This is a genomic window from Shewanella pneumatophori, from assembly GCF_023283895.1.
GTDB classification, from domain to species: Bacteria; Pseudomonadota; Gammaproteobacteria; order Enterobacterales; family Shewanellaceae; genus Shewanella; species Shewanella pneumatophori.
Map to the genome: position 1 here is coordinate 220716 of NZ_JAKILB010000005.1, position 19981 is coordinate 240696.

Here is a 19981-nt window from a genome sequence, read left to right on the forward strand (position 1 = left end):
TTGTTTTAATTATCATCTTGTTAGTGTATGTTTTTAGTTGTTGGTATAGCCTTTATCTATGTTGAATAGATGTAATTTCTAGGTAGGCGTTGCAGTGAAGAGTGGAGTTTCAATGGTAGAAATTAGGAAAGAGGCGGTGTTTCGCTTAGGGCTCTGTGAAGTCAATCCAAGTGATAATAGCTTGAACTTTTATCAAGTTGACGATGAAAATCATGCCGCCGAAAAGGTTTCTATTCAGCCCAAATTCATTGAGGTTCTCAGTTACCTTGCGCGGCAGTATCCAAATGTGGTGACTCGCGAAGAGTTGATAGAAAACATTTGGGAGGGCAATAGCTATGTAGGCAGCAAGGCGCTCACAAATGCAATATGGCACCTACGTAAACAACTTAATAGAGGAAATGATAGCGAGCAGGCTGTCGAGACAGTGCGGAAAATGGGTTACCGTTTGCTGATAGAGCCGCAATTCAATCAAGCAGATTTAGTTGATGATCTTGATCTGTTTCAACAGGCGGAACTTAAAATTTCAAGCTTAACTGCACTTAACCGCAAGCTGCAATTAGGTGGGGTAATCGCGTTACTTGCAGTGGTCGCTGCGTGGGGTTATCACTTATATCAAGACAGTATTCGTTACGTGCCAACACTTAAACAGAATTTGACTACAGCTGCTGGCTCTGAGCTTTATCCTGCTGTATCACCAGATGGTCGCTGGTTAGTTTATGGCAGCCGTGGTAGTAATCGTTATTCAAGCCTTTATCTTAAAGATCTACAAAACCCTAGCGAAACACCAAAGCGGTTAACTTCGACAAAAACCTCAGAGATAAGAGCAGTTTGGAGCCCAGATGGCGGCGCATTGTATTATGGCTCCGAGCATCGTAGTGAAGGCCGCTGCTATTTAACTAAGCTAAGTTTAGACAGTAACGAAGCCAGTAAATTGGCCGAATGCTATAACTATAGCTCTGCTATCGATATCTCCCCTGATAGCAGTCGCTTAGTGTATATCTGGGACGGTTCTGAGGGCGCTGGATCAGGTCTTTATGAGTTATCACTCGAGCAAGAAAACCCCACGCCTAAACGCCTTTCTTGCGTTGAGGGTTGTAGTTATCGCGATAGAGATGTTGCTTTCAGTCCTGATGGTGAGTGGCTCGCTATCGCACGGCGGTTCGGTAATATTTCTGAAGATATCTTCATTGTGCATGTGGATACTGGTGAAGAGCGACGTTTAACCTCAGGTCTTGAGGATATAAGAGGTCTTAGTTGGCACCAAGATAGTGAGCGGCTGATATTTAGCACCGAAAACTCAGGCGTACGTAACGGCTATATTGTTGGTATCGATGATGTTCAAATTATGCCATTAGAGGTCGAGGGTATGAGTTATCCGCGCTCTATCCCTAATAGCGATGAGTTGGTTTATTCAAATTATATGCGTGATTACAGTGTCGCGTCATTTGCGCTTGAGCAGTCTATTCCCACTGCGACCTTTCCGCTATTACAAGTTGAGTACAGTTATCGCAACCCTGATTACTCTGAACAGACTCAGCGAATAGTTTATGTGTCTAATGAAACGGGTTTTAACGAGATTTGGAGTAGTGATATAGAAGGTGAGCAGCGCCGCCAGCATACAGATTTGAAGCGCCGCGTGGCTTATCCTAGCTGGTCTCATGACGGTACCAAAGTCGCTTTTCTCGCTCCAGATGATAAAAACGAAGGCAATAAGATTCATGTACTGGATATGAAAACCGCCAATATAAGTATTCTGGCAACGCCTTATTTAGACCATAACCGACCAAGCTGGGGCTGGAACGATGAAATGGTGTTAGCTCGCAGCCAAGACGGTATAACCGAGTTTTACCTTGATAACCGTTTACCCAAAGTGATTAGTCCAATTAATATGCGCTTAGGGAAGATGATTAGCCAAGATAAGTTAGTGTTTACTCAGCTTGGAAAAGGTGGCTTGTGGGTATTGTCGTTATCTCAACCTGAACAGGTGAAAGAGCTGATAAGTGATAGTCATTTTGGTGAAGGCTATAATTGGGCGACTAATGATAAGGGCGTGTATTTCAGGCAAAACCGCCAAGGTTATCAGCTGGTTAATTTTTGGCGTTTTAACACAGGATTGATTACGCCTATTTTAAAACTTCCTTCAGGCAGTATTCCGCGCTCTGGTGCAATGACTTATATCGCTAATCGTAATAGTTTGCTGATGACTTTATCGCAAAACTATAAACGTGATGTGATAAAGCTCCAGCACAAGCTGCTGTATTAGAATGCTTGTGCTGGAGCTTCTGTACTCGGTCTTCTGTTTTAGTGCTGATGCAGCATAAGCTGCTTTAGTTAGCTGGATAGAATGAGCCAAGCACCGCTTCTCTAGATGCTCCGGTCACTGCTGGTAGGTTGCCAGGCAAACCTAAGTGATGGCGCATTGCAAGCCAAGCAAATGCAATGCCCTCAACCCATTGTGGATCCATGCCAAGCTCAGAAGTGGTCACCACTTTATAATTTGGCAGTAGCTTGCGTAGCCTATGCATTAATTCTTTGTTGTATGCACCACCGCCACAAACATACATCTCGCCATTGTCTGATAGCTTAAGTGCATCATTGGCAATACTGTAGCAAGTCAAATCCAATAAGGTGGACTGAATATCTGCTTCATTGAGATAACCGTATTCTGACAATTGCTGCTCAGCCCAAGCTTGGTTAAATAGCTCTCGGCCAGTGCTTTTAGGTGCTGCTAGGGCAAAGTACGGGTGCGATAATAAATGTTGTAGCATTTTTTGATCTGTTGTGCCGGATTTTGCCCATTCACCATCTTTATCAAACGCTTGCCCGAGTTGATGCTGGATCCATGCATCACTTAAGCCGTTACCCGGCCCTGTATCAAAACCGGTTACAGCTTCGCTATTACCCGGTAGATAAGTGATATTGGCTATTCCGCCAATATTTAAGATGATCCGTTGATGGTTGGGGTTGGCAAAAACATGTTGATGAAACGCAGGTACCAAAGGTGCGCCTTGGCCGCCAAGGGCAACATCTTTGCGTCTAAAGTCGGCAATTACGTTGATCCCGGTTTCTACCGCTATGGTATTAGGGTCACCAATTTGCAGAGTAAAGCCCATCTCAAGGTTTGGCATATGACGCACTGTTTGGCCGTGGCTGCCAATCGCGATGACCTGAGATTTATCGACATTAGCCTTTGCAAGCAATGTATTGGTGGCTTTGCCAAATAAAATGCCCATGCTTCTATCTAAATGACCTAGGCGATTAATTTCATCGTTACCCGGTAGACAAAGCTTTTGTAGGCTTGCAAGTAATGCTTTAGGTAATGCTTCTGTATGGGATGCAACAAGTGTCGGTGTATCACCGTTAAAGCTGACTAATACGGCATCAACACCATCCATGCTGGTGCCAGACATCAAGCCAACGTAATAACTGTTTTGCATAGTATCAGACCTATTAAGTGAGTCTTGTCATGGATAAAAGATGAGTAAGATTAGCTAAGAGCTTGCAGCGCTAATGCGCTGCAATTTGTACCTGCTTGTGGTGTGCTAATTCAGCCATCATTGTCTTACTGAGCTGAGCAAACTGGGCTTTTTCTTTCTTCGCAATTGGATCAGACTTTGGCAGTTTTATGGTGCGTGGGTTTCTGTGAACACCATTTACAATGAATTCATAGTGTAAATGCGGTCCGGTTACACGGCCTGTTGAGCCTAACGTACCAATAATTTGCCCCTGTTTAACTGACTGACCGGTTTTGACGTTACGTTTAGTTAGGTGCAAATATTTGGTTGTATAGGTGTCGTTGTGCTTAATAAACACATAGTTACCGTTATATTGGTTATAGCTTGATTTAATGACTCGGCCATTACCAGCGGCTTTAATTGGCGTACCAACAGCTGCCACATAGTCTACACCTCTATGGGCTCTAACTTGGCCTGTAACAGGGTGTAAACGACGTGGGTTGAAGCTTGAGCTGACATATTTAAAGTCGACTGGCGAGCGTAAAAAGGCTTTACGCATGCTGCGGCCATCTTCTGAATAATAAGTGCCGTCTTTGTAGCGTACAGCAGTATAACGGTCGCCTTGGTTAATAAACTCAGCTGCGAGAATATTACCGTTTTTTAGAAACTCACCATCGGCAAACTCTTCTTCAAAGATCATTGAAAATTGATCGCCTTTACGCAAATCTAAGGCAAAATCGACATCCCAGCCAAAAATGGTGGCCAGCTGCATGATTTGATTCGGCGTAAGCCCGGCATTTACACCAGCATTCCAAAAGTTATTTTCAATGGTAGCGCTGGCAAATTTTGAACGTGCCTCAACGGTTTTCTTAACGATTGACTCTTTATAGCCATCAGCGCCGTTATCAACAATAAGCGTGGTGATTTTATCGAGGTGATACCTTAGCTGGACGAGTTTGCCCTGTTCATTTTTGGCGATAACTAAGTTATCCCCTGGCATGATTTTAAGTAGGTTCTTCTTCGCTTTAGGTAGCTGAGTGACGTCATAAACATCTTTTGCTGTTAATCCAGCGCGCTCAAATAGTGCAGCTAACGTATCGCCGCTTTTTACCTGAAAACGTTTTTCGTTAAGCTTGGGCGCTGGTGGCTGAGCTTCAACTTTTTCTTCTGTGGCGGTAACACTCTCTTTAGCTGCGCTTGGCACGAGTGGCTGCTTGCGATTACGCTCTGCGGGTGTTGATTCACTTAATGTTGCTGATGGGGGAGTCGGCTCTCTAAAAGCTAATGGCACACTGTAACGTGTATTAACGTCATATTCGCCATTTGATGAAGGGGTTTGTTTTGATGCCTGCACATCTTCTGATGGCATAAAGATAATAATTAACGTGACAAAAACTAAACCGCATAAGAGCATTTGATGTAATTTTGGCAGTAATTTAAATAAAGTTATAACCTTTCCCATTGACCTTGATACCAAATTAACTCTTTCTTAGTGATCCCTTTAGTGTACACACTTTCATTTGTGCTTGCTAACAAGTAACATGAGTGCCCATATTTTTTTGATTAGGCTCCCAGGAGTAAGCGCCAATATGGCTGATTTAGAGCAAGCATTAGCAGAAATAAAACGTGGCACCGACGAGATATTACTCGAGGCGGACTTGCTGGAGAAGTTGAAAGAAGGTCGCCCGTTAAAAATTAAACTCGGCGCTGACCCAACCGCTCCTGATATTCACCTTGGTCATACTGTGATTTTGAACAAGATGCGTACCTTCCAAGAGCTAGGTCATGAAGTGATCTTCTTGATTGGTGACTTCACTGGTATGGTCGGTGACCCAAGTGGTAAAAACAGCACGCGTCCACCATTGACTCGTGAACAGGTTTTAGCAAACGCTGAAACTTATAAAGAGCAAGTGTTTAAAATTTTAGACCCAGCTAAAACGCGTATCGAGTTTAACTCTACTTGGTTAGAGCCATTAGGCGCTGCTGGTATGATCCGTCTTGCATCACAGCAAACGGTTGCGCGTATGATGGAACGTGACGACTTTAAAAAGCGTTATGGTTCAGGTCAGGCAATTGCTATCCATGAATTTATGTACCCATTACTGCAAGGTTATGACTCAGTAGCACTGGAGTCTGATGTTGAGTTAGGTGGTACAGATCAGAAGTTCAACCTATTAATGGGCCGTGAATTACAAAAGTCTGCAGGCCAAAAGCCGCAAACAGTAATCATGATGCCATTGCTTGAAGGCTTAGATGGCGTTAAGAAGATGTCTAAGTCTGCACACAACTATATTGGTGTGAGCGAGCCTGCTGGCGAAATGTTCGGTAAAATCATGTCTATCTCGGACGTGTTGATGTGGCGTTACTTTGAGCTACTATCTTTCCGTCCATTGAGCGAAATTGAGCAGTTTAAAGCTGACGTTGAAGCGGGTGCTAACCCACGTGATGTTAAAATTGCACTAGCAAAAGAGATCATCGCACGTTTCCACGATGAAGCTGCTGCAGAAGCTGCGCATCAAGAGTTTATTAGTCGCTTCCAAAAAGGCAATATCCCTGACGATATCCAAGAGTTAGAGATTGCTGCTGGCGAAGGTATTGCGATTGCAAACTTGCTAAAAGAAGCAGGACTTGTGAGCTCGACATCTGATGCAATGCGTATGATTAAGCAAGGCGCGGCTAAGATTGATGGCGATAAGATTGAAGACACTCGTCTACAATTGACTGCGGGTACTTCGGCAGTATTCCAAGTGGGTAAGCGTAAGTTCGCAAAAATCACTTTGGTTTAATTTACCTAGAAGCTAGCAATAACCTGCTAGCTTTGCCATTGACTACAACATGCTTGTTAGTGGCTAATTGAACAACGGTCAGTACTAAAATGCTGGCCGTTTTTGCATTTCCAAGTCAACCTAGCCCCATCTAACTTCCAGTTATTTTGTTGCTTTTGCAGCGAAAGTATTAATAGCATCTTTGGATGTTCTGCATCAGCAGCACTTACATTATAAGTCAGCACCTTACCTTGAAATTGTTTTATTTTGGCGACTTTAAAGTTAGCGCCAGCATAATGGGCTGAAATCGTTTCTGGTTGTTTGCTCCAGCCTCTGTGCTGCAGCTGCGCTTGTTTCAGTTGTTGATTAAAGGTATTGATGGGCTGATCAGCAAAAGACACCACGATAGGCTGCTCAATTGCAAATACTGAGTTACAAACTAGTGGGGATAACAGCAAAATGGTGCGGATAACATTGAGCACTCTCATAACAACCTACAGCTTACAAAGTTCCTACTACTTTGACAGATGAATACTAAAAAGTTTCCTGCGCTGAGGTTGAAATGTGATCTATTGCTAATTGCTATTCACGTTTTACGACATGGATTGGCTATTGTACTGCTAGCTGATCGGCCATGGTTTGGTAGTCCATCAAGTCTTGATGTTCTTTGATACGCTCATGGGTCATATCTAACTTAAGTGTTGTCACACCCGGGATCGCGATATCAATAATGCGTCCAGGCTTGCCAAACAGTTCACCTGGACCTTTGTAACGATAATTTCCGATTAGCACGACTAGAGAGCCTGAGTTAAACATGTGCTCAATATTAAAGTTGTATTCCAGCACACCGCGGTGAGCACGCTTTAAAAACTGTAGGATATGGCGTTTGCCAATGTATTTACGTCCAGCTGTTCTATCGTTAAAAATACTTTCACGATTATAAAAGTGGCTCAAGCCTGAGTAATCTTGATGAGTGAGCGCTTGAATATATTTTATCGCAAGTTGCTGCTCTTTTGGCATATCGCCAATGTTAGCAAAAGCCGGAAAGCTGAAAAGCAAAAACAGTAAACTAAAAAGTCCTAATCTCATTATCGCGGTGTCTTTAAATCAAAAGCTGGTAGGGAAAGGTGCCAACGAATTGCAGCTAATCTAATCACGAGAGCGGTAGTCATTGCAAATAATAAGGCAAACATATCGGCAGCGCCCCAATAGAGGCTAATGGTGTAGGATATTCCACCGACAATGGATGCGGTTGCATAGATCTCGGTTCGAAGCACCATAGGTACTTGCTGGCAAAGCAGATCTCGAATAATACCACCACCAACGCCGGTAATTAATCCCATCACTACCGCAGTCATACCATCTAAACCGACGCTTAAAGCTTTTTCTGCACCAATAACGGTAAAAAGTGCCAAACCTAAGGCATCGGCAACAGGCAGAATATAACGTGGTACACGCTTAGGTTTACGCACAAAAATAAAGGTGACTATAACGGTGGCCAAAATTACCGTTATATAGTTGGGATCTTGGATCCAAAAAACCGGTGTTGTACCGAGCAACGCATCGCGAATACTGCCGCCGCCAATTGCGGTAACTGAAGCCAGTACCAATACGCCAAATGGATCCATTTTATGACGACCAGCGGCAAGCGCCCCCGAAAGAGCGAATACGGCGGTACCACATAAGTCAAAAAAATAGATCCAGTCGATCATTTATCCATCTCTTCAAGATGGATGTTTAGTGCATCAACTGAAATACGAATTTCGATAACAGAAAGCAGTAGTGAATAAAGTAGTAGCAGTAAGCTACAACCAAAAATAAACGAACCAGTTTTATTAAAACCAATATAGATAAAAATCATACATAGCACACATAAAGCAAAGCTTAATACGCCAGATTCTTGCATGCGCCGAATGATACTGATGCGTTGGCGAAGATTTTTTAATTGGTCAGTATGGATTGGTTTGCCGTCAGCGCTGAGATTGCGAATGAGCGCTGCTAACGAAAAGAAACGGTTGGTATAGGCTAATAGCAACAATGAAATTGCTGGGAAGAGTAACGCAGGTGTTGTTAGCGAAACATGAATATTATCGAACAAAGGAATCAGCCTTAAAACGAGATAACATAGTGTGTAAGGAATGATACCAATGCCAACAATTTATACAAGATGGTGACATTCTACTGAGCAAATAAGCGCCGAGAATTAAGCAAACTTAACTAATATTCACAATAATGATAAGCAAAACTTTGGATTAACCGATATTGCTCACAGTACGGGTCCACTTTTAACCAGGGTAGTTTTTAACTTGGCTCTAGTTTAAAGCGATTGGTTTAAAGGAATTAGCTTTAAATGGAATTAGACATGAAGCGAATAGGCGTAGCGCTACTCGTTTTGAACGTTAGCCTTGCAGAATGCGCAGCGCAGCCCAAATTCCTGGTAAAACGATAATTGCGAGCGCCCATAAGCTAAAAGCAATTGAATTAAGCTTTACTGCACTTTTAACATCATCTTCGTTAGGGTGACGACCGTAGCAAACCTTAGGCATATCGACTCTAACATTGTTAAATTTAACCGGTCCACCCAGTTCAATGTTAAGCGCACAAGCTACCACTGCAGATGTTTGGTACTCATTCATCGGCACACCGTTAACCTTGGGGTTAAATAAGGTAGCCAAGCTTTGCGGACCACCTTGAATGGCTAGGCTGAGTGTCCACAGTTTTGCAGGAATAAAGTGAATCAGGGTACTTAAGGCGTAAACCGGCATGCCAAAGTAACGGTACTGCGGATTATAGATTGGCCAGCAAAACTCAAGTTGTTTTAGCATCCTCGCCACAATGAGCAAAGGCACACCGCCAACGGTGTAAAACAAAATTGCAGAAACAGTGCCGTAAATTGAGGTAGTTGATAGTCGTTCAATAGTCGCTTTACATAAGCCAACGTTTGAGAGCGATTGGGTACTGCGATTAAGCCAAGGCTCTAATAAACTGCGAGCGCGCACTTTGTTATCACGTTTAATTGATATAACCACTTCATTGGCAATATAGCGAAAGTGATCATCTTGCAGGCAAAGGTAAATCGTGACAGCTTCAAAAAACCACGGAAACTCTGCAAGTTCGATAAAAAAGCTAATCACAGCCCAAAAAGGAACAATTAACAGCAACATAGCCAATGTGCCAGCAATTAACTGCTGTGAATTAGCGCGGCCAGTGTGATTGACTTTTAAGCTGAGGTTTTTGGCCACTTGAGATAGCCACTCAAGTGGTTGCAGACTGCGTGGCAATGGCGCAATACGTGCCAGTAAAATAGACACTAAAAGCACTAAGGCTCCAGTGTAAAGCTGACTATCTTGAGAGAAGATTTTAGTAAACTCTGGAACCATATTGCCGCGCTATCCTTGTACTATCTACTTTTTAACGACTAAAGCAGTATTGCTTAAAGCTGTTCAAGTAGAGCGATAACCATCAATGCTGAGTGGTGACCCGCTTTAACAATGTACTCGTCGAAATCAACTGGTGAGTCGTTGTTAGCATTGTCAGACAGTGAACGGATAACCACAAACGGTACGTTAAACTGGTGACATACTTGTGCAATAGCAGCCCCTTCCATTTCACATGCTGCCATAGTTGGGAAGTTTTCAAGCATGGTCTTAGTGCGTACAGGATCGCAAATAAAGCTATCGCCAGTACAGATAAGGCCTTCAATGGTTTTTACTTCACCAAGGCTCGCTACAGCTTTTTGTGCTGCAGCAACTAATTTGGCATCAGGAATAAACGCTGCTGGCTGCTGCGCCATTTGGCCAATTTCATAACCAAAAGCTGTCACGTCAACATCGTGGTGGCGTACTTCAGATGAAATAACGATATCGCCAATAGCTAGGTCGTTAACAAACCCGCCTGCAGAGCCTGTGTTAATGATGGCATCTGGAGCATACTTTTCGATAAGCAGTGTCGTTGCGATACTTGCAGTAACTTTACCGATACCAGAGCGAGTAACAATAACGTCTTTACCTGCTAATTGACCAGCAACAAACTCGATACCAGCGATGGTAGTAGAGCTTGGGTTTGTCATTGACGCAACTAAATGCGCAACTTCTGGCTCCATAGCGCCAATAATACCGATTTTCATGAAATGACCTTTTTAACAACCTAAATGAATATGGGCGCTAATATACCACGGCGTTTAGCGTTAGTGAAAAAGGCTTATAGATAAGATGAGAAGTTGGGCATTTGTATCCTATTCTAAAGAAATTAAACACGGTGAATATTAAGGGCGTTATACCAATGCCGTTTATTGAGCGAACGCAAAAAACTGTTACTCGGTCCATACTGCAAGTTTACCGATAAGGCTTAGCTTTTTGTAACGAGTTTGCTTGGGGAGCTGTTATTCTCAACACTTAGTCTTTTCGATACATAGCTTTTAATAAAGAGTCATCAATGCAAAATCAAATCAAACAGAAAATTGGTAGTATTGCTTTAGTTGTTGAAAATTATGACGATGCAATCGCTTTTTATACTCAAAAATTACGCTTTGAACTAATTGAAGATACCGATTTAGGTGATGGTAAGCGTTGGGTACTGATCTCTCCACCTAATGGCAATGGCACAAACTTACTGTTGGCGCAGGCAAGTAGTGCAGAACAAACACTTGCTGTAGGCAATCAAACCGGTGGCAGGGTGTTTTTATTTTTACACACCAATGACTTTTGGCGCGACTATGAGGATATGCAGTTGCGAGGTGTTGAGTTTGCTGAAAAGCCAAGAGTAGAGGAGTACGGTACAGTTGCAGTCTTTAGCGATCTCTATGGTACTAAATGGGATTTACTGCAGTTAAACTAATGCTAAATTAAGGATGATTTTAATAAGGAAAGATATGCAGATTAAATTGGGTGAGCTTGAGCATCCACAGGTATTGTCATTACTTGCTGAGCACCATCAAGACATGGCACAACATTCACCACCAGAAAGCGTACATGCACTAGATGTCTCTGGTCTTGCGGCCGAGGGCGTCACTTTTTGGAGCTTGTGGATTGAAGAACTGCATCAAGAAAATGCGCAAGCTATGCAACTTGCTGGGTGTGGAGCATTAAAGCAGCTCGATTTGACTCATGGTGAAATAAAATCGATGCGCACCGCTAGCCTCTATTTGCGTCAAGGCGTGGCACAAGCATTGTTAGCTCATATTATTGCCGAGGCGAAGCAACGCGGTTACACAAAGCTAAGTTTAGAAACTGGCTCGATGGCTGCATTTTTACCTGCTAAAAAACTATATCAGCGATTTGGTTTTAAGGAGTGTGCTCCTTTTGCTGATTATCAACTTGATCCTTACAGTGCCTTTATGACGTTAGATTTATTCTAGTTTATTAGGAGTTATCAATCACTTATTGATAACTGCTAAGCCGGTATTTTGATCGTCAGCCTTTGCGCTAATTTCCTGCCTACTTCAAGCCTCCTCTTCTTTACATACGTAAATTTTTACTTTGCTGTTTGAGCAAAATTATTACCCGTGATAACTTGATTGAGAATTATTCTCATTTAGGTTTTGTTCGTATTGATATGAGCTTTTGAATAGGCATTGTTAATAGCATTGAGCTGTCGCGATTACGCTAGTCGTTATCTTGGCTCAATTAAACATATTGCTCCTTATGATTTAACTGGCGCTATTACCATGTCTTTTAACTCGCACTCTTAATTTAATTTGGTGATGAAATGGAAAACTGGCAACAACTTATGACTTCAGGTAATCAACACTTTAAAGAAGCATCTTGGATGGATGCTCAATATTGTTATCAGCAAGCTGTCGCTATGATTGAAAACCAATGGTCGCATCAAGTAAGTGATAGAGAGTTGTTATTTGCTTGGGTAGCGGGGATGCACAATTTGGCACATTTAAATGAGTGTCAGGATAAAACAGAAGTTGCACTGTATTATTTAAAAAATGCTCACCAAGAGGTGCAAAGCCTATCGAATAATGAGTCAGTAGCAGATGAGGTGCGAAGTTGTGCGTTTCAAAGTTTGAGTTTGACCATCCCGCCATTACTAGAGTTTGCCAAACGTCATCCTATTTGTGATGACTGCATTTCAGCGCTTGAACAAACTGCGGAGCAAATAGGTATGAAACAAACACCGCTGCACTAGCGCTTGGCTTAAAACAGCTCGATTGATGGTTAGAAGATTTAGTGTAGTCAAAGCCTCTATGTAGAGCGGCTTTGATAAAGGATTATTTTCTATTAAAGGAATAGGTATGTTTAAACAATTAATGTTAACCGCGGGTGCGAGTGCTGCGTATGTCAATTCAACAGTCGCTATGGCTCATCCTGGACATGACCACAGTGCAGAGTCGGCAAATTTAATCCATATACTCTGGGCTGCGCCTATTGTTATTGCGGCAGTTTTGGTTGTTAAGCTACTCAAAGCCAAGCAAGCTAAAACTCAGTTGGATAGCAGCAAAGTCAATGAAACTCAATCGACATTCAATCAGCACTAGGAGTCATTATGTTAGCTAAAATCCTCAGTCAAATTGACCGTCGAGCACCATTTGCAACAGTGGCTGCTCATTGTGATATTCCATGTAAGATTTACGATCCGATTACCGCACAGCTTGCGGTGTTGACTATGATACGAATGGTGGACTTACTGGAAGAACTGCCAGCTTTTGAAAGCATGAGTAGTAATCAGCAAGCGCAGTTTATTCGGCTTATTGCTGAAAAAGAGCAGCATGGCCATAAAGTAAAAGACGAGATACGAGTCATTTGGGGCGACTATATAAAGCAACCGCAACTTGATAGCTATCCAGAGCTACATGAATTGGTGCATAGCATCATGTTATTGGCCTCAAAAGCGAAACAGCATATTGATAGGACTATAACGATAGAGCTGTTAGAGAAAGTGAATCGTTTTGCTGAGATTTTTTGGCTTAGCAAAGGAATAGCGGTTTATGTAGCAACTAGCCCTTATCCACCAACTGAAAAGTTGGTTTACCCAAAGCTTGAGTCATAAAGGCTTTATATGTTTGGGATCAGTTTTAATAAAGTCACAGGGGACAGTATGTTCCCTCGACTTAAAAACGGGAATTTTGTACTGCTTACTGAGCATTTTGACAGGCAAAGTCTAAAGGCTGGTGACATGTTGAAGTTATTACATCCACGCTATGGTTACATGGTAAAAACTTTAGTTGGCATTGACCATGGTGGCTGGTTTTGGTTTAAGGGGGAAAATAAGAAAAGTGTGTCGATTAATGATATTGGTCCAATCGCTCCGCAACAGATTAAGAGTAAAGTGATTTTTGTATGTTAATGGCTCGATAAAAATACAGCTCGATAAAATACAGTAAGGTAAAATGATTGGGTAAAAAAAAGCGCCTCTTTCGAAGCGCAATTCACAAGCAACTTTTTACAACCGCTTTATCAGTCTTCTAAGTAATTTAGAATACCCATTGCAGCGTCACGCCCTTCTGCAATCGCGGTTACAACTAAGTCTGAACCTCGTACCATATCACCACCTGCAAACACTTTTGGGTTAGTGGTTTGGAATGGATTATCGGCAACCTTTGGTGCGTTAACTAAACCCCAATCATTGAGTTCGATATTGTAGTCACTGAGCCATTTAGCTGGGCTAGGTTGAAAACCAAATGCAATAATAATGGCGTCAGCATCTAATACTTGCTCGCTACCCGCAATAGGTTGGGGACGGCGACGACCACTTTCGTCAGCTTCGCCTAGCTGAGTTTCGATGCACTCGATACCAACAACTTTGCCGTCTTGGGTTTTAATCTCACTTGGCTGGCGATTAAATAGAAATTCAACGCCTTCTTCACGAGCATTTTGTACTTCACGGCGTGAACCCGGCATGTTTTCTTCATCACGTCGATAAACACAGCTTACTTGAGTTGCGCCTTGACGCACTGCTGTGCGAACGCAATCCATTGCTGTGTCGCCACCGCCAAGCACCACAACGCGCTTACCTTCAAGACTCAGGTATGGATTTTCACTACACTGAGTACCCATAACATTATGAGTATTGCCGATCAGATAAGGCAGAGCTTGATGAACGCCAGTTGCATCTTCACCTGGCAGGTTAGCCTTCATTGCAGTGTAAGTACCCATCCCTAAGAACACGGCATCATACTGTTCAATCAAATCTTTAAAGTCGATATCTTTACCAACGGTGACGCCTAACTTAAATTCAATGCCCATGCCTTCAAGCACGTTACGGCGAATTTGCATCACTTCTTTGTCGAGTTTGAATGACGGAATACCGTAAGTAAGAAGTCCACCTATCTGTACGTTTTTATCAAACACCACAGCATTGACACCGTTACGAGCTAAAATGTCAGCACAGCCGAGACCAGCAGGGCCAGCACCTACGATAGCAACTCGCTCTTTACGCGGCGTGACCTTTGACATATCAGGGCGCCAGCCTTGAGAGATAGCTGTATCGGTAATGTACTTTTCAACATTACCAATGGTGACAGCGCCGAACTCTTCGTTAAGTGTGCAGGCACCTTCACACAATCTGTCTTGTGGACAAACACGGCCGCAGATCTCGGGCAGAGTATTGGTTTCATGCACCAAATCAGCCGCTTCCATAATACGGCCTTGCTTGGCTAATTGAAGCCAATTTGGAATATAGTTGTGCAGTGGACATTTCCACTCACAATATGGATTACCGCAGTCTAAGCAGCGGTCAGCTTGTTCTTTTACCTGTGGCTGGGCAAAAGGCTGGTAAATCTCAATAAACTGAGTTGCACGTTGTTTTGCTGCATGCTTAGTTGGGTCTTTGCGGCCAACTTCTATAAACTGAAAATCATTGCTCATCTTTAATTACCCCGCTCTGACTGCTAGTGCAGGTTCTGATTGTTCTAATTTTAATAGGTCGCTAAGCTCAACATTTTTAGGCTTAACCAGTACAAAGCAATCTATCCAGTTTTCAAAATCGCTTAAGATCATCTTGCCGTGTTCGCTGTTGGTTTCCTTTACGTGTTGCTCTATGAGTCCGCGTAAATGCTGTTGCTGAATAGGCGACTGTACTTTATGAGTGTCAACCATTTCAGTATTGACTCGACGGTTAAAGCGGCTGTATTGATCAAATACATAGGCAAAGCCGCCTGTCATCCCGGCGCCGAAGTTAACTCCGGTTTTACCCAGTACCACGACTATGCCGCCAGTCATATATTCACAACCGTTATCACCTAAGCCTTCAACGACCGCGATTGCGCCAGAGTTACGTACTGCAAAACGCTCACCGGCTTGCCCGGAAGCGAATAGCTTGCCGCCAGAGGCACCATATAAACAGGTATTACCTAAAATGGTTGAGCGCTCTGACTTAAATGGACTACCTAGCTGCGGGTAAACACAGATCTTACCGCCTGACATGCCTTTACCTACGTAGTCGTTGGCATCACCGCATAACATAAGCTCAAGACCGGGAGAGTTCCAAACACCAAAGCTCTGACCTGCACTGCCGTTAAACTTCAGGGTGATTGGCGCTTTAGCACCGTCTCGACCAACATGGGTTGCAATAAAGCCTGATAAGCTTGCTCCAACAGAGCGGTCAGTATTGTTGATGCTGAACATTTCACAAATAGGTACACCAGCAAGTACTGCTTCTTGGCAATCAGCAACCAGACGTTGGTTTAATTGGCCAAGATCTGATGGCGGATTGGTTTCACGCCAAGTGACTGCAGAGGTTGTAGGTACTGTTGGGCGATATAGAATCGGTGCTAAATCCAATGCTTGCTGCTTAGCAGTCTCACCTTCAATAGCCGCTAACCAATCGCTTCGACCTACTAGTTGCTCGAATTCGGTAACACCTAGGTCGGCCATATATTCGCGGATCTCTTGAGCGACAAACTCAAAGTAAGTCATTACACGTTCTGGCAGACCATGATAATGCTCGTTACGCAGTTTCTGGTTTTGGGTTGCAACACCTGTTGCACAGTTATTTAGGTGGCAAATACGTAAGTACTTACAGCCAAGCGCAATCATTGGTACTGTGCCAAAGCCAAAGCTTTCTGCACCCAGTAATGCCGCTTTAATGACGTCTTTACCAGTTTTTAGGCCGCCATCAACTTGCAAACGGATTTTATGACGTAGTCCATTTTCAACCAGCGATTGATGTACTTCAGCAAGGCCGAGTTCCCATGGGCTACCTGCGTACTTAACTGAAGTGATAGGGCTTGCACCAGTACCACCGTCATAACCAGATATGGTGATCATATCGGCATAGGCTTTAGCCACACCTGTGGCAATCGTGCCAACACCTGGTTCTGATACGAGCTTAACTGAAACCAACGCTTTAGGATTAATCTGTTTTAAATCAAAGATAAGCTGAGCTAAATCCTCAATTGAGTAGATATCATGATGCGGCGGTGGTGAAATAAGGGTGACACCAGGGCGAGCATTACGTAGTGCTGCAATTTCAACACTGACTTTATCCCCTGGTAGCTGACCGCCTTCACCTGGTTTTGCCCCTTGGGCTACTTTAATCTGCAGTACTTCGGCATTAACTAAGTAATGTGCGGTTACACCAAAGCGACCTGATGCGATTTGTTTAATCGCAGAGTTGCCTTCGCTATTAAAGCGGCGTGGATCTTCTCCACCTTCACCAGAATTTGAGCGGCCACCTAAGCGGTTCATCGCAACGGCTAGAGCTTCATGTGCTTCAGGGCTCAGTGCGCCAATACTCATTGCTGCGCTGTCAAAGCGAGGATACAAGGTCTTTGCCGTTTCCACTTTGCTTAGGTCAACAGGAGCGAGCTCGCCTTTAACTTCAATTAAGTCACGAAGCGTTGCCACAGGGCGATTATCCACAAGCTCAGTAAAGCGTTTATAACTTGGGTAATCTTGGTCACGTAAACTGGCTTGTAGCGTATTAACTACATCAGGGTTAAAGCAGTGGTATTCACCGCCTTCAACATACTTTAATAGCCCACCTTGTGATAATGGCTGGTGTGCTCTAAAGGCATGTTTATGTAGTAACTGCTGATCTTGCTCAATAAGGTCAAAAGTTGCACCTTGGATACGGCTAATAACACCGTTAAAGCATAACTCGACCACTTCATCGGCTAACCCTACAGCTTCAAATTGTTGACTACAACGGTAAGAGGCAACGGTACTAATGCCCATTTTAGACATGATCTTACGCAGACCTTTGTCGATACCTTGGCGGAAGTTAAGCATTAAATCACGAGTGTTGCTTACGCCATTGCGCTCTGCAAGATCTGAAATGCATTCATAAACCAAGTAAGGGTAAATGGCGGTCGCACCAAACCCTAATAGCACCGCAAAATGGTGTGGATCACGAGCTGAAGCCGTTTCGACAATAATGTTAGTGTCGCAGCGTAGGCTATTGTTCACAAGCACTTGCTGAACAGCACCTACAGCCATTGCCGCTGGAATAACCTGCTTAGACTTTGCTGTTGCACGGTCTGATAACACAAGCAATGTTGTACCTGAGCGCGCTAGACGTTCTGCTTCATCGCAAATACGTTTAACTGCAGCCTCTAAGCCTTCGTTTAGGTCATAGTTTAAATCAACAGTATTAGCGCGATAGTAAGTGCTATCGAGAGCCATTAGTTGGTTAAAGTCGCTAAATAGTAACACTGGCGAGTTAAACATTACTCGGTAGGCATGACCGGTAGTTTCATTAAATAAGTTTTGCTCACGACCTGCACAGGTAGTAAGTGACATTACGTGTTTTTCACGTAATGGGTCGATAGGCGGGTTAGTTACCTGAGCAAACTTTTGACGGAAGTAGTCGTAGATTGTGCGCGACTTTTTCGATAATACTGCCATTGGCGTATCATCGCCCATAGAACCTGTAGCTTCCTCGCCTTTTTGCGCGAGTACCCAAATAACTTGCTCAAGCTCTTCGCGGGAATAGCCAAAGTGTTTTTGATATTGCAGCAGCTGTGCACTATCAAATTCCCGCTTGCCTTGCTCAGTTGGGCCAAACTCTTCAGCTGGTGTTAGTACTTTACTGTGCTTTGCCATCCACTGCTTATAAGGGTGGCGACGTTTTAAGTCATTATCAATCTCAAATGATGAATATAACTGACCATTTAGCGTATCAAGCACTAAAAGCTCACCGGGACCTACACGACCTTTTTCAATGACTTCATCGGCAGCGTAATCCCAAATACCAACCTCTGAAGCCAAGGTTAAGATGCGGTCTTTAGTGATGATATAACGTGATGGGCGCAGACCATTACGGTCAACGGCGCAGGCAGCGTGGCGACCATTGGTCATTACAATACCGGCAGGGCCATCCCACGGCTCCATATGCATGGAGTTAAAATCGTAAAATGCTTTTAGCTCAGGGTCCATTTCTGGATTACTTTGCCATGCTGGTGGAATAAGCAAACGCATAGCTCTATAGAGATCCATGCCGCCAGCGAGTAACATTTCTAACATGTTATCTAGCGATGATGAATCTGAGCCTGTCTCATTCACAAAAGGCGCTGCTTGTTGTAAGTCTGGCAGCAACGGGGCGTGAAATTTATAGGCACGGGCTCTTGCCCATTGACGGTTACAAGTAATGGTGTTGATTTCACCGTTATGGGCTAAATATCTAAACGGTTGCGCCAGCGGCCACTTAGGTGATGTATTAGTTGAGAAGCGCTGGTGGAATAAGCAGATGGCGCTTTGCAAACGGATATCGGCCAAATCACTGTAAAATGCAGGCAGATCTGCTGGCATCATTAAGCCTTTATAAACGATGACCTGACCAGAGAGACTCGCCACATAAAAATCTTTGTCGTGAGTCAGTTGCTGCTCAACGCGGCGTCTTGCCATATATAAGCGGCGCTCAAGATCTTTTTCACGCCAACCAATAGGGGCGTTAATGAGTACTTGAACAATTTGCGGCTGACTTGCCTTACCGATTTCCCCGAGTACATCATTATTAACTGGGACATCACGCCAACCTGCAACACTCAAGGTTTCTTTTTGCAGTTCTTGTTCTAGTAGTTGTTTTGTTTGGGCTGCTAAGATGGCGTCTTGGCTAAGAAAAAGCATTCCCACTGCAAAACGACGACTTAAATGCCAGTCATTTTCTTCAGCGATTGCTTTAAAGAAATTAATCGGTAACTGCATTAACAGTCCGCAGCCATCACCAGTGCGCCCATCTGCTGCTATTCCGCCACGATGTTTCATTCGGTCTAGGCCGTGAATCGCGGTACGTACAATACGGTGGCTAGGCTCACCGTCCATCTGGGCTATTAAGCCAAACCCACAATTGTCCCGCTCGAAACTTGGATGATATAAGCTCATTACTACACTCCCTAACCTCAACTGATACAACTCGGGAGATAAAGCAAAAAATCTCTATAGATATGCACCCGAATCAATCAAATTAACCCTAAGCTGATTAAAGGTCAAACCAAATTATTGCATAAAAAATAACTAAAAAGTGGCGTTTCATACACTTGCAAACACCTCTTTACCTTAACGTAAACTGTAAATTGTTGTGTATAACCTTATGAATAAAAAGAATTTTAAAAATTACATTTAATTCGGTTTGTGAGTTTGTAACAAAAATGTTGATTATACCGGTTTTGCGTAAAGTGATTTTTATTGCATATACAGTGAAATGATAATCACTTTTTATTGTGACTAGTTATGCATAAGTAGATCTTAATGTAGATATGATGCAAGCAGATGACAGTAAAATCTTGGTCCTGATATAGCGAGTCTTTGCGGTTATTTGAGCTAGCGCTAATTAATGTATTGAGGAACTGGTTAAAATAGCGCAAATTTTTAAGCT

At 43.3% G+C, this 19981-nt stretch carries 18 protein-coding genes; 8 read left to right on the forward strand and 10 right to left on the reverse strand.

Annotated elements, in window-relative coordinates; translation table 11 throughout:
• The first annotated feature begins 112 nt into the window (after positions 1-112).
• Positions 113-2263 carry a winged helix-turn-helix domain-containing protein gene (locus L2740_RS09815; RefSeq protein ID WP_248949963.1) on the forward strand — a complete coding sequence of 717 codons (2151 nt, stop codon included), beginning with the start codon at positions 113-115 and terminating at the stop codon, positions 2261-2263.
• A gap of 64 nt (positions 2264-2327) precedes the next feature.
• Here L2740_RS09815 and L2740_RS09820 read toward each other — a convergent pair whose 3' ends face one another.
• Both L2740_RS09820 and L2740_RS09825 read right to left on the reverse strand, forming a co-directional pair.
• Positions 2328-3437, reverse strand: coding sequence for an anhydro-N-acetylmuramic acid kinase (locus L2740_RS09820; protein WP_248949964.1), 1110 nt, complete (start codon positions 3435-3437; stop codon positions 2328-2330).
• 70 nt (positions 3438-3507) lie between these two features.
• Entirely contained in the window at positions 3508-4917 is a 1410-nt protein-coding gene (locus L2740_RS09825) for a peptidoglycan DD-metalloendopeptidase family protein (RefSeq protein WP_248949965.1), read from the reverse strand.
• A gap of 127 nt (positions 4918-5044) precedes the next feature.
• Here L2740_RS09825 and tyrS point away from each other — a divergent pair, with 127 nt between their 5' ends.
• A complete protein-coding gene (tyrS, locus tag L2740_RS09830; RefSeq protein ID WP_248949966.1) occupies positions 5045-6241 on the forward strand; it encodes a tyrosine--tRNA ligase in 1197 nt (398 codons plus the stop codon).
• Positions 6242-6297: 56 nt separating this feature from the next.
• On the opposite strand, the gene L2740_RS09835 is transcribed toward tyrS, so the two are convergent.
• The 6 genes from L2740_RS09835 to L2740_RS09860 form a co-directional block, all read right to left on the reverse strand.
• Positions 6298-6708, reverse strand: coding sequence for a hypothetical protein (locus L2740_RS09835; protein WP_248949968.1), 411 nt, complete (start codon positions 6706-6708; stop codon positions 6298-6300).
• Between the two features lie 121 nt (positions 6709-6829).
• Entirely contained in the window at positions 6830-7309 is a 480-nt protein-coding gene (locus L2740_RS09840; RefSeq protein ID WP_248949970.1) for an ester cyclase, read from the reverse strand.
• Complete coding sequence (locus L2740_RS09845) at positions 7309-7932, reverse strand: trimeric intracellular cation channel family protein (protein ID WP_248949971.1); 624 nt, start codon at positions 7930-7932, stop codon at positions 7309-7311. Before L2740_RS09845 ends, L2740_RS09840 begins: the two co-directional genes overlap by 1 nt.
• Positions 7929-8306, reverse strand: coding sequence for a DUF2721 domain-containing protein (locus tag L2740_RS09850; RefSeq protein ID WP_248469139.1), 378 nt, complete (start codon positions 8304-8306; stop codon positions 7929-7931). Before L2740_RS09850 ends, L2740_RS09845 begins: the two co-directional genes overlap by 4 nt.
• 313 nt (positions 8307-8619) lie before the next feature.
• Positions 8620-9600 carry a cobalamin biosynthesis protein CobD/CbiB gene (locus tag L2740_RS09855; protein ID WP_248949973.1) on the reverse strand — a complete coding sequence of 327 codons (981 nt, stop codon included), beginning with the start codon at positions 9598-9600 and terminating at the stop codon, positions 8620-8622.
• A 53-nt stretch (positions 9601-9653) separates the two neighbouring features.
• Positions 9654-10346: a 5'-methylthioadenosine/adenosylhomocysteine nucleosidase gene (locus L2740_RS09860; RefSeq protein WP_248949975.1), complete on the reverse strand. Its 693-nt coding sequence runs from the start codon at positions 10344-10346 to the stop codon at positions 9654-9656.
• A gap of 308 nt (positions 10347-10654) precedes the next feature.
• On the opposite strand from L2740_RS09860, the gene L2740_RS09865 reads away from it, so the two are divergent.
• From L2740_RS09865 to sodX, 6 genes are all read left to right on the forward strand, one after another.
• Complete coding sequence (locus tag L2740_RS09865) at positions 10655-11056, forward strand: VOC family protein (protein WP_248949976.1); 402 nt, start codon at positions 10655-10657, stop codon at positions 11054-11056.
• 34 nt (positions 11057-11090) lie between these two features.
• Positions 11091-11576 (forward strand): GNAT family N-acetyltransferase, encoded by a 486-nt coding sequence (locus L2740_RS09870; RefSeq protein ID WP_248949978.1) that lies wholly within the window; start codon positions 11091-11093, stop codon positions 11574-11576.
• Positions 11577-11926: 350 nt separating this feature from the next.
• Positions 11927-12355: a DUF2753 family protein gene (locus L2740_RS09875; RefSeq protein ID WP_248949980.1), complete on the forward strand. Its 429-nt coding sequence runs from the start codon at positions 11927-11929 to the stop codon at positions 12353-12355.
• A gap of 106 nt (positions 12356-12461) precedes the next feature.
• On the forward strand, positions 12462-12704 hold the full coding sequence (locus L2740_RS09880) for a hypothetical protein (RefSeq protein ID WP_248949982.1): 243 nt from the start codon (positions 12462-12464) through the stop codon (positions 12702-12704).
• Between the two features lie 8 nt (positions 12705-12712).
• On the forward strand, positions 12713-13216 hold the full coding sequence (sodN, locus tag L2740_RS09885) for a superoxide dismutase, Ni (RefSeq protein WP_248949983.1): 504 nt from the start codon (positions 12713-12715) through the stop codon (positions 13214-13216).
• A gap of 9 nt (positions 13217-13225) precedes the next feature.
• The gene (gene sodX / locus L2740_RS09890) at positions 13226-13513 is read left to right on the forward strand and encodes a nickel-type superoxide dismutase maturation protease (protein ID WP_275974148.1); all 288 of its coding nucleotides are present in this window, start codon (positions 13226-13228) and stop codon (positions 13511-13513) included.
• 110 nt (positions 13514-13623) lie between these two features.
• Here the strand turns inward: sodX and L2740_RS09895 are convergent, their stop codons facing one another.
• A complete protein-coding gene (locus tag L2740_RS09895) occupies positions 13624-15033 on the reverse strand; it encodes an FAD-dependent oxidoreductase (RefSeq protein WP_248949987.1) in 1410 nt (469 codons plus the stop codon).
• A gap of 6 nt (positions 15034-15039) precedes the next feature.
• Complete coding sequence (gltB, locus tag L2740_RS09900; RefSeq protein WP_248949988.1) at positions 15040-19488, reverse strand: glutamate synthase large subunit; 4449 nt, start codon at positions 19486-19488, stop codon at positions 15040-15042.
• Positions 19489-19981 lie beyond the last annotated feature (493 nt).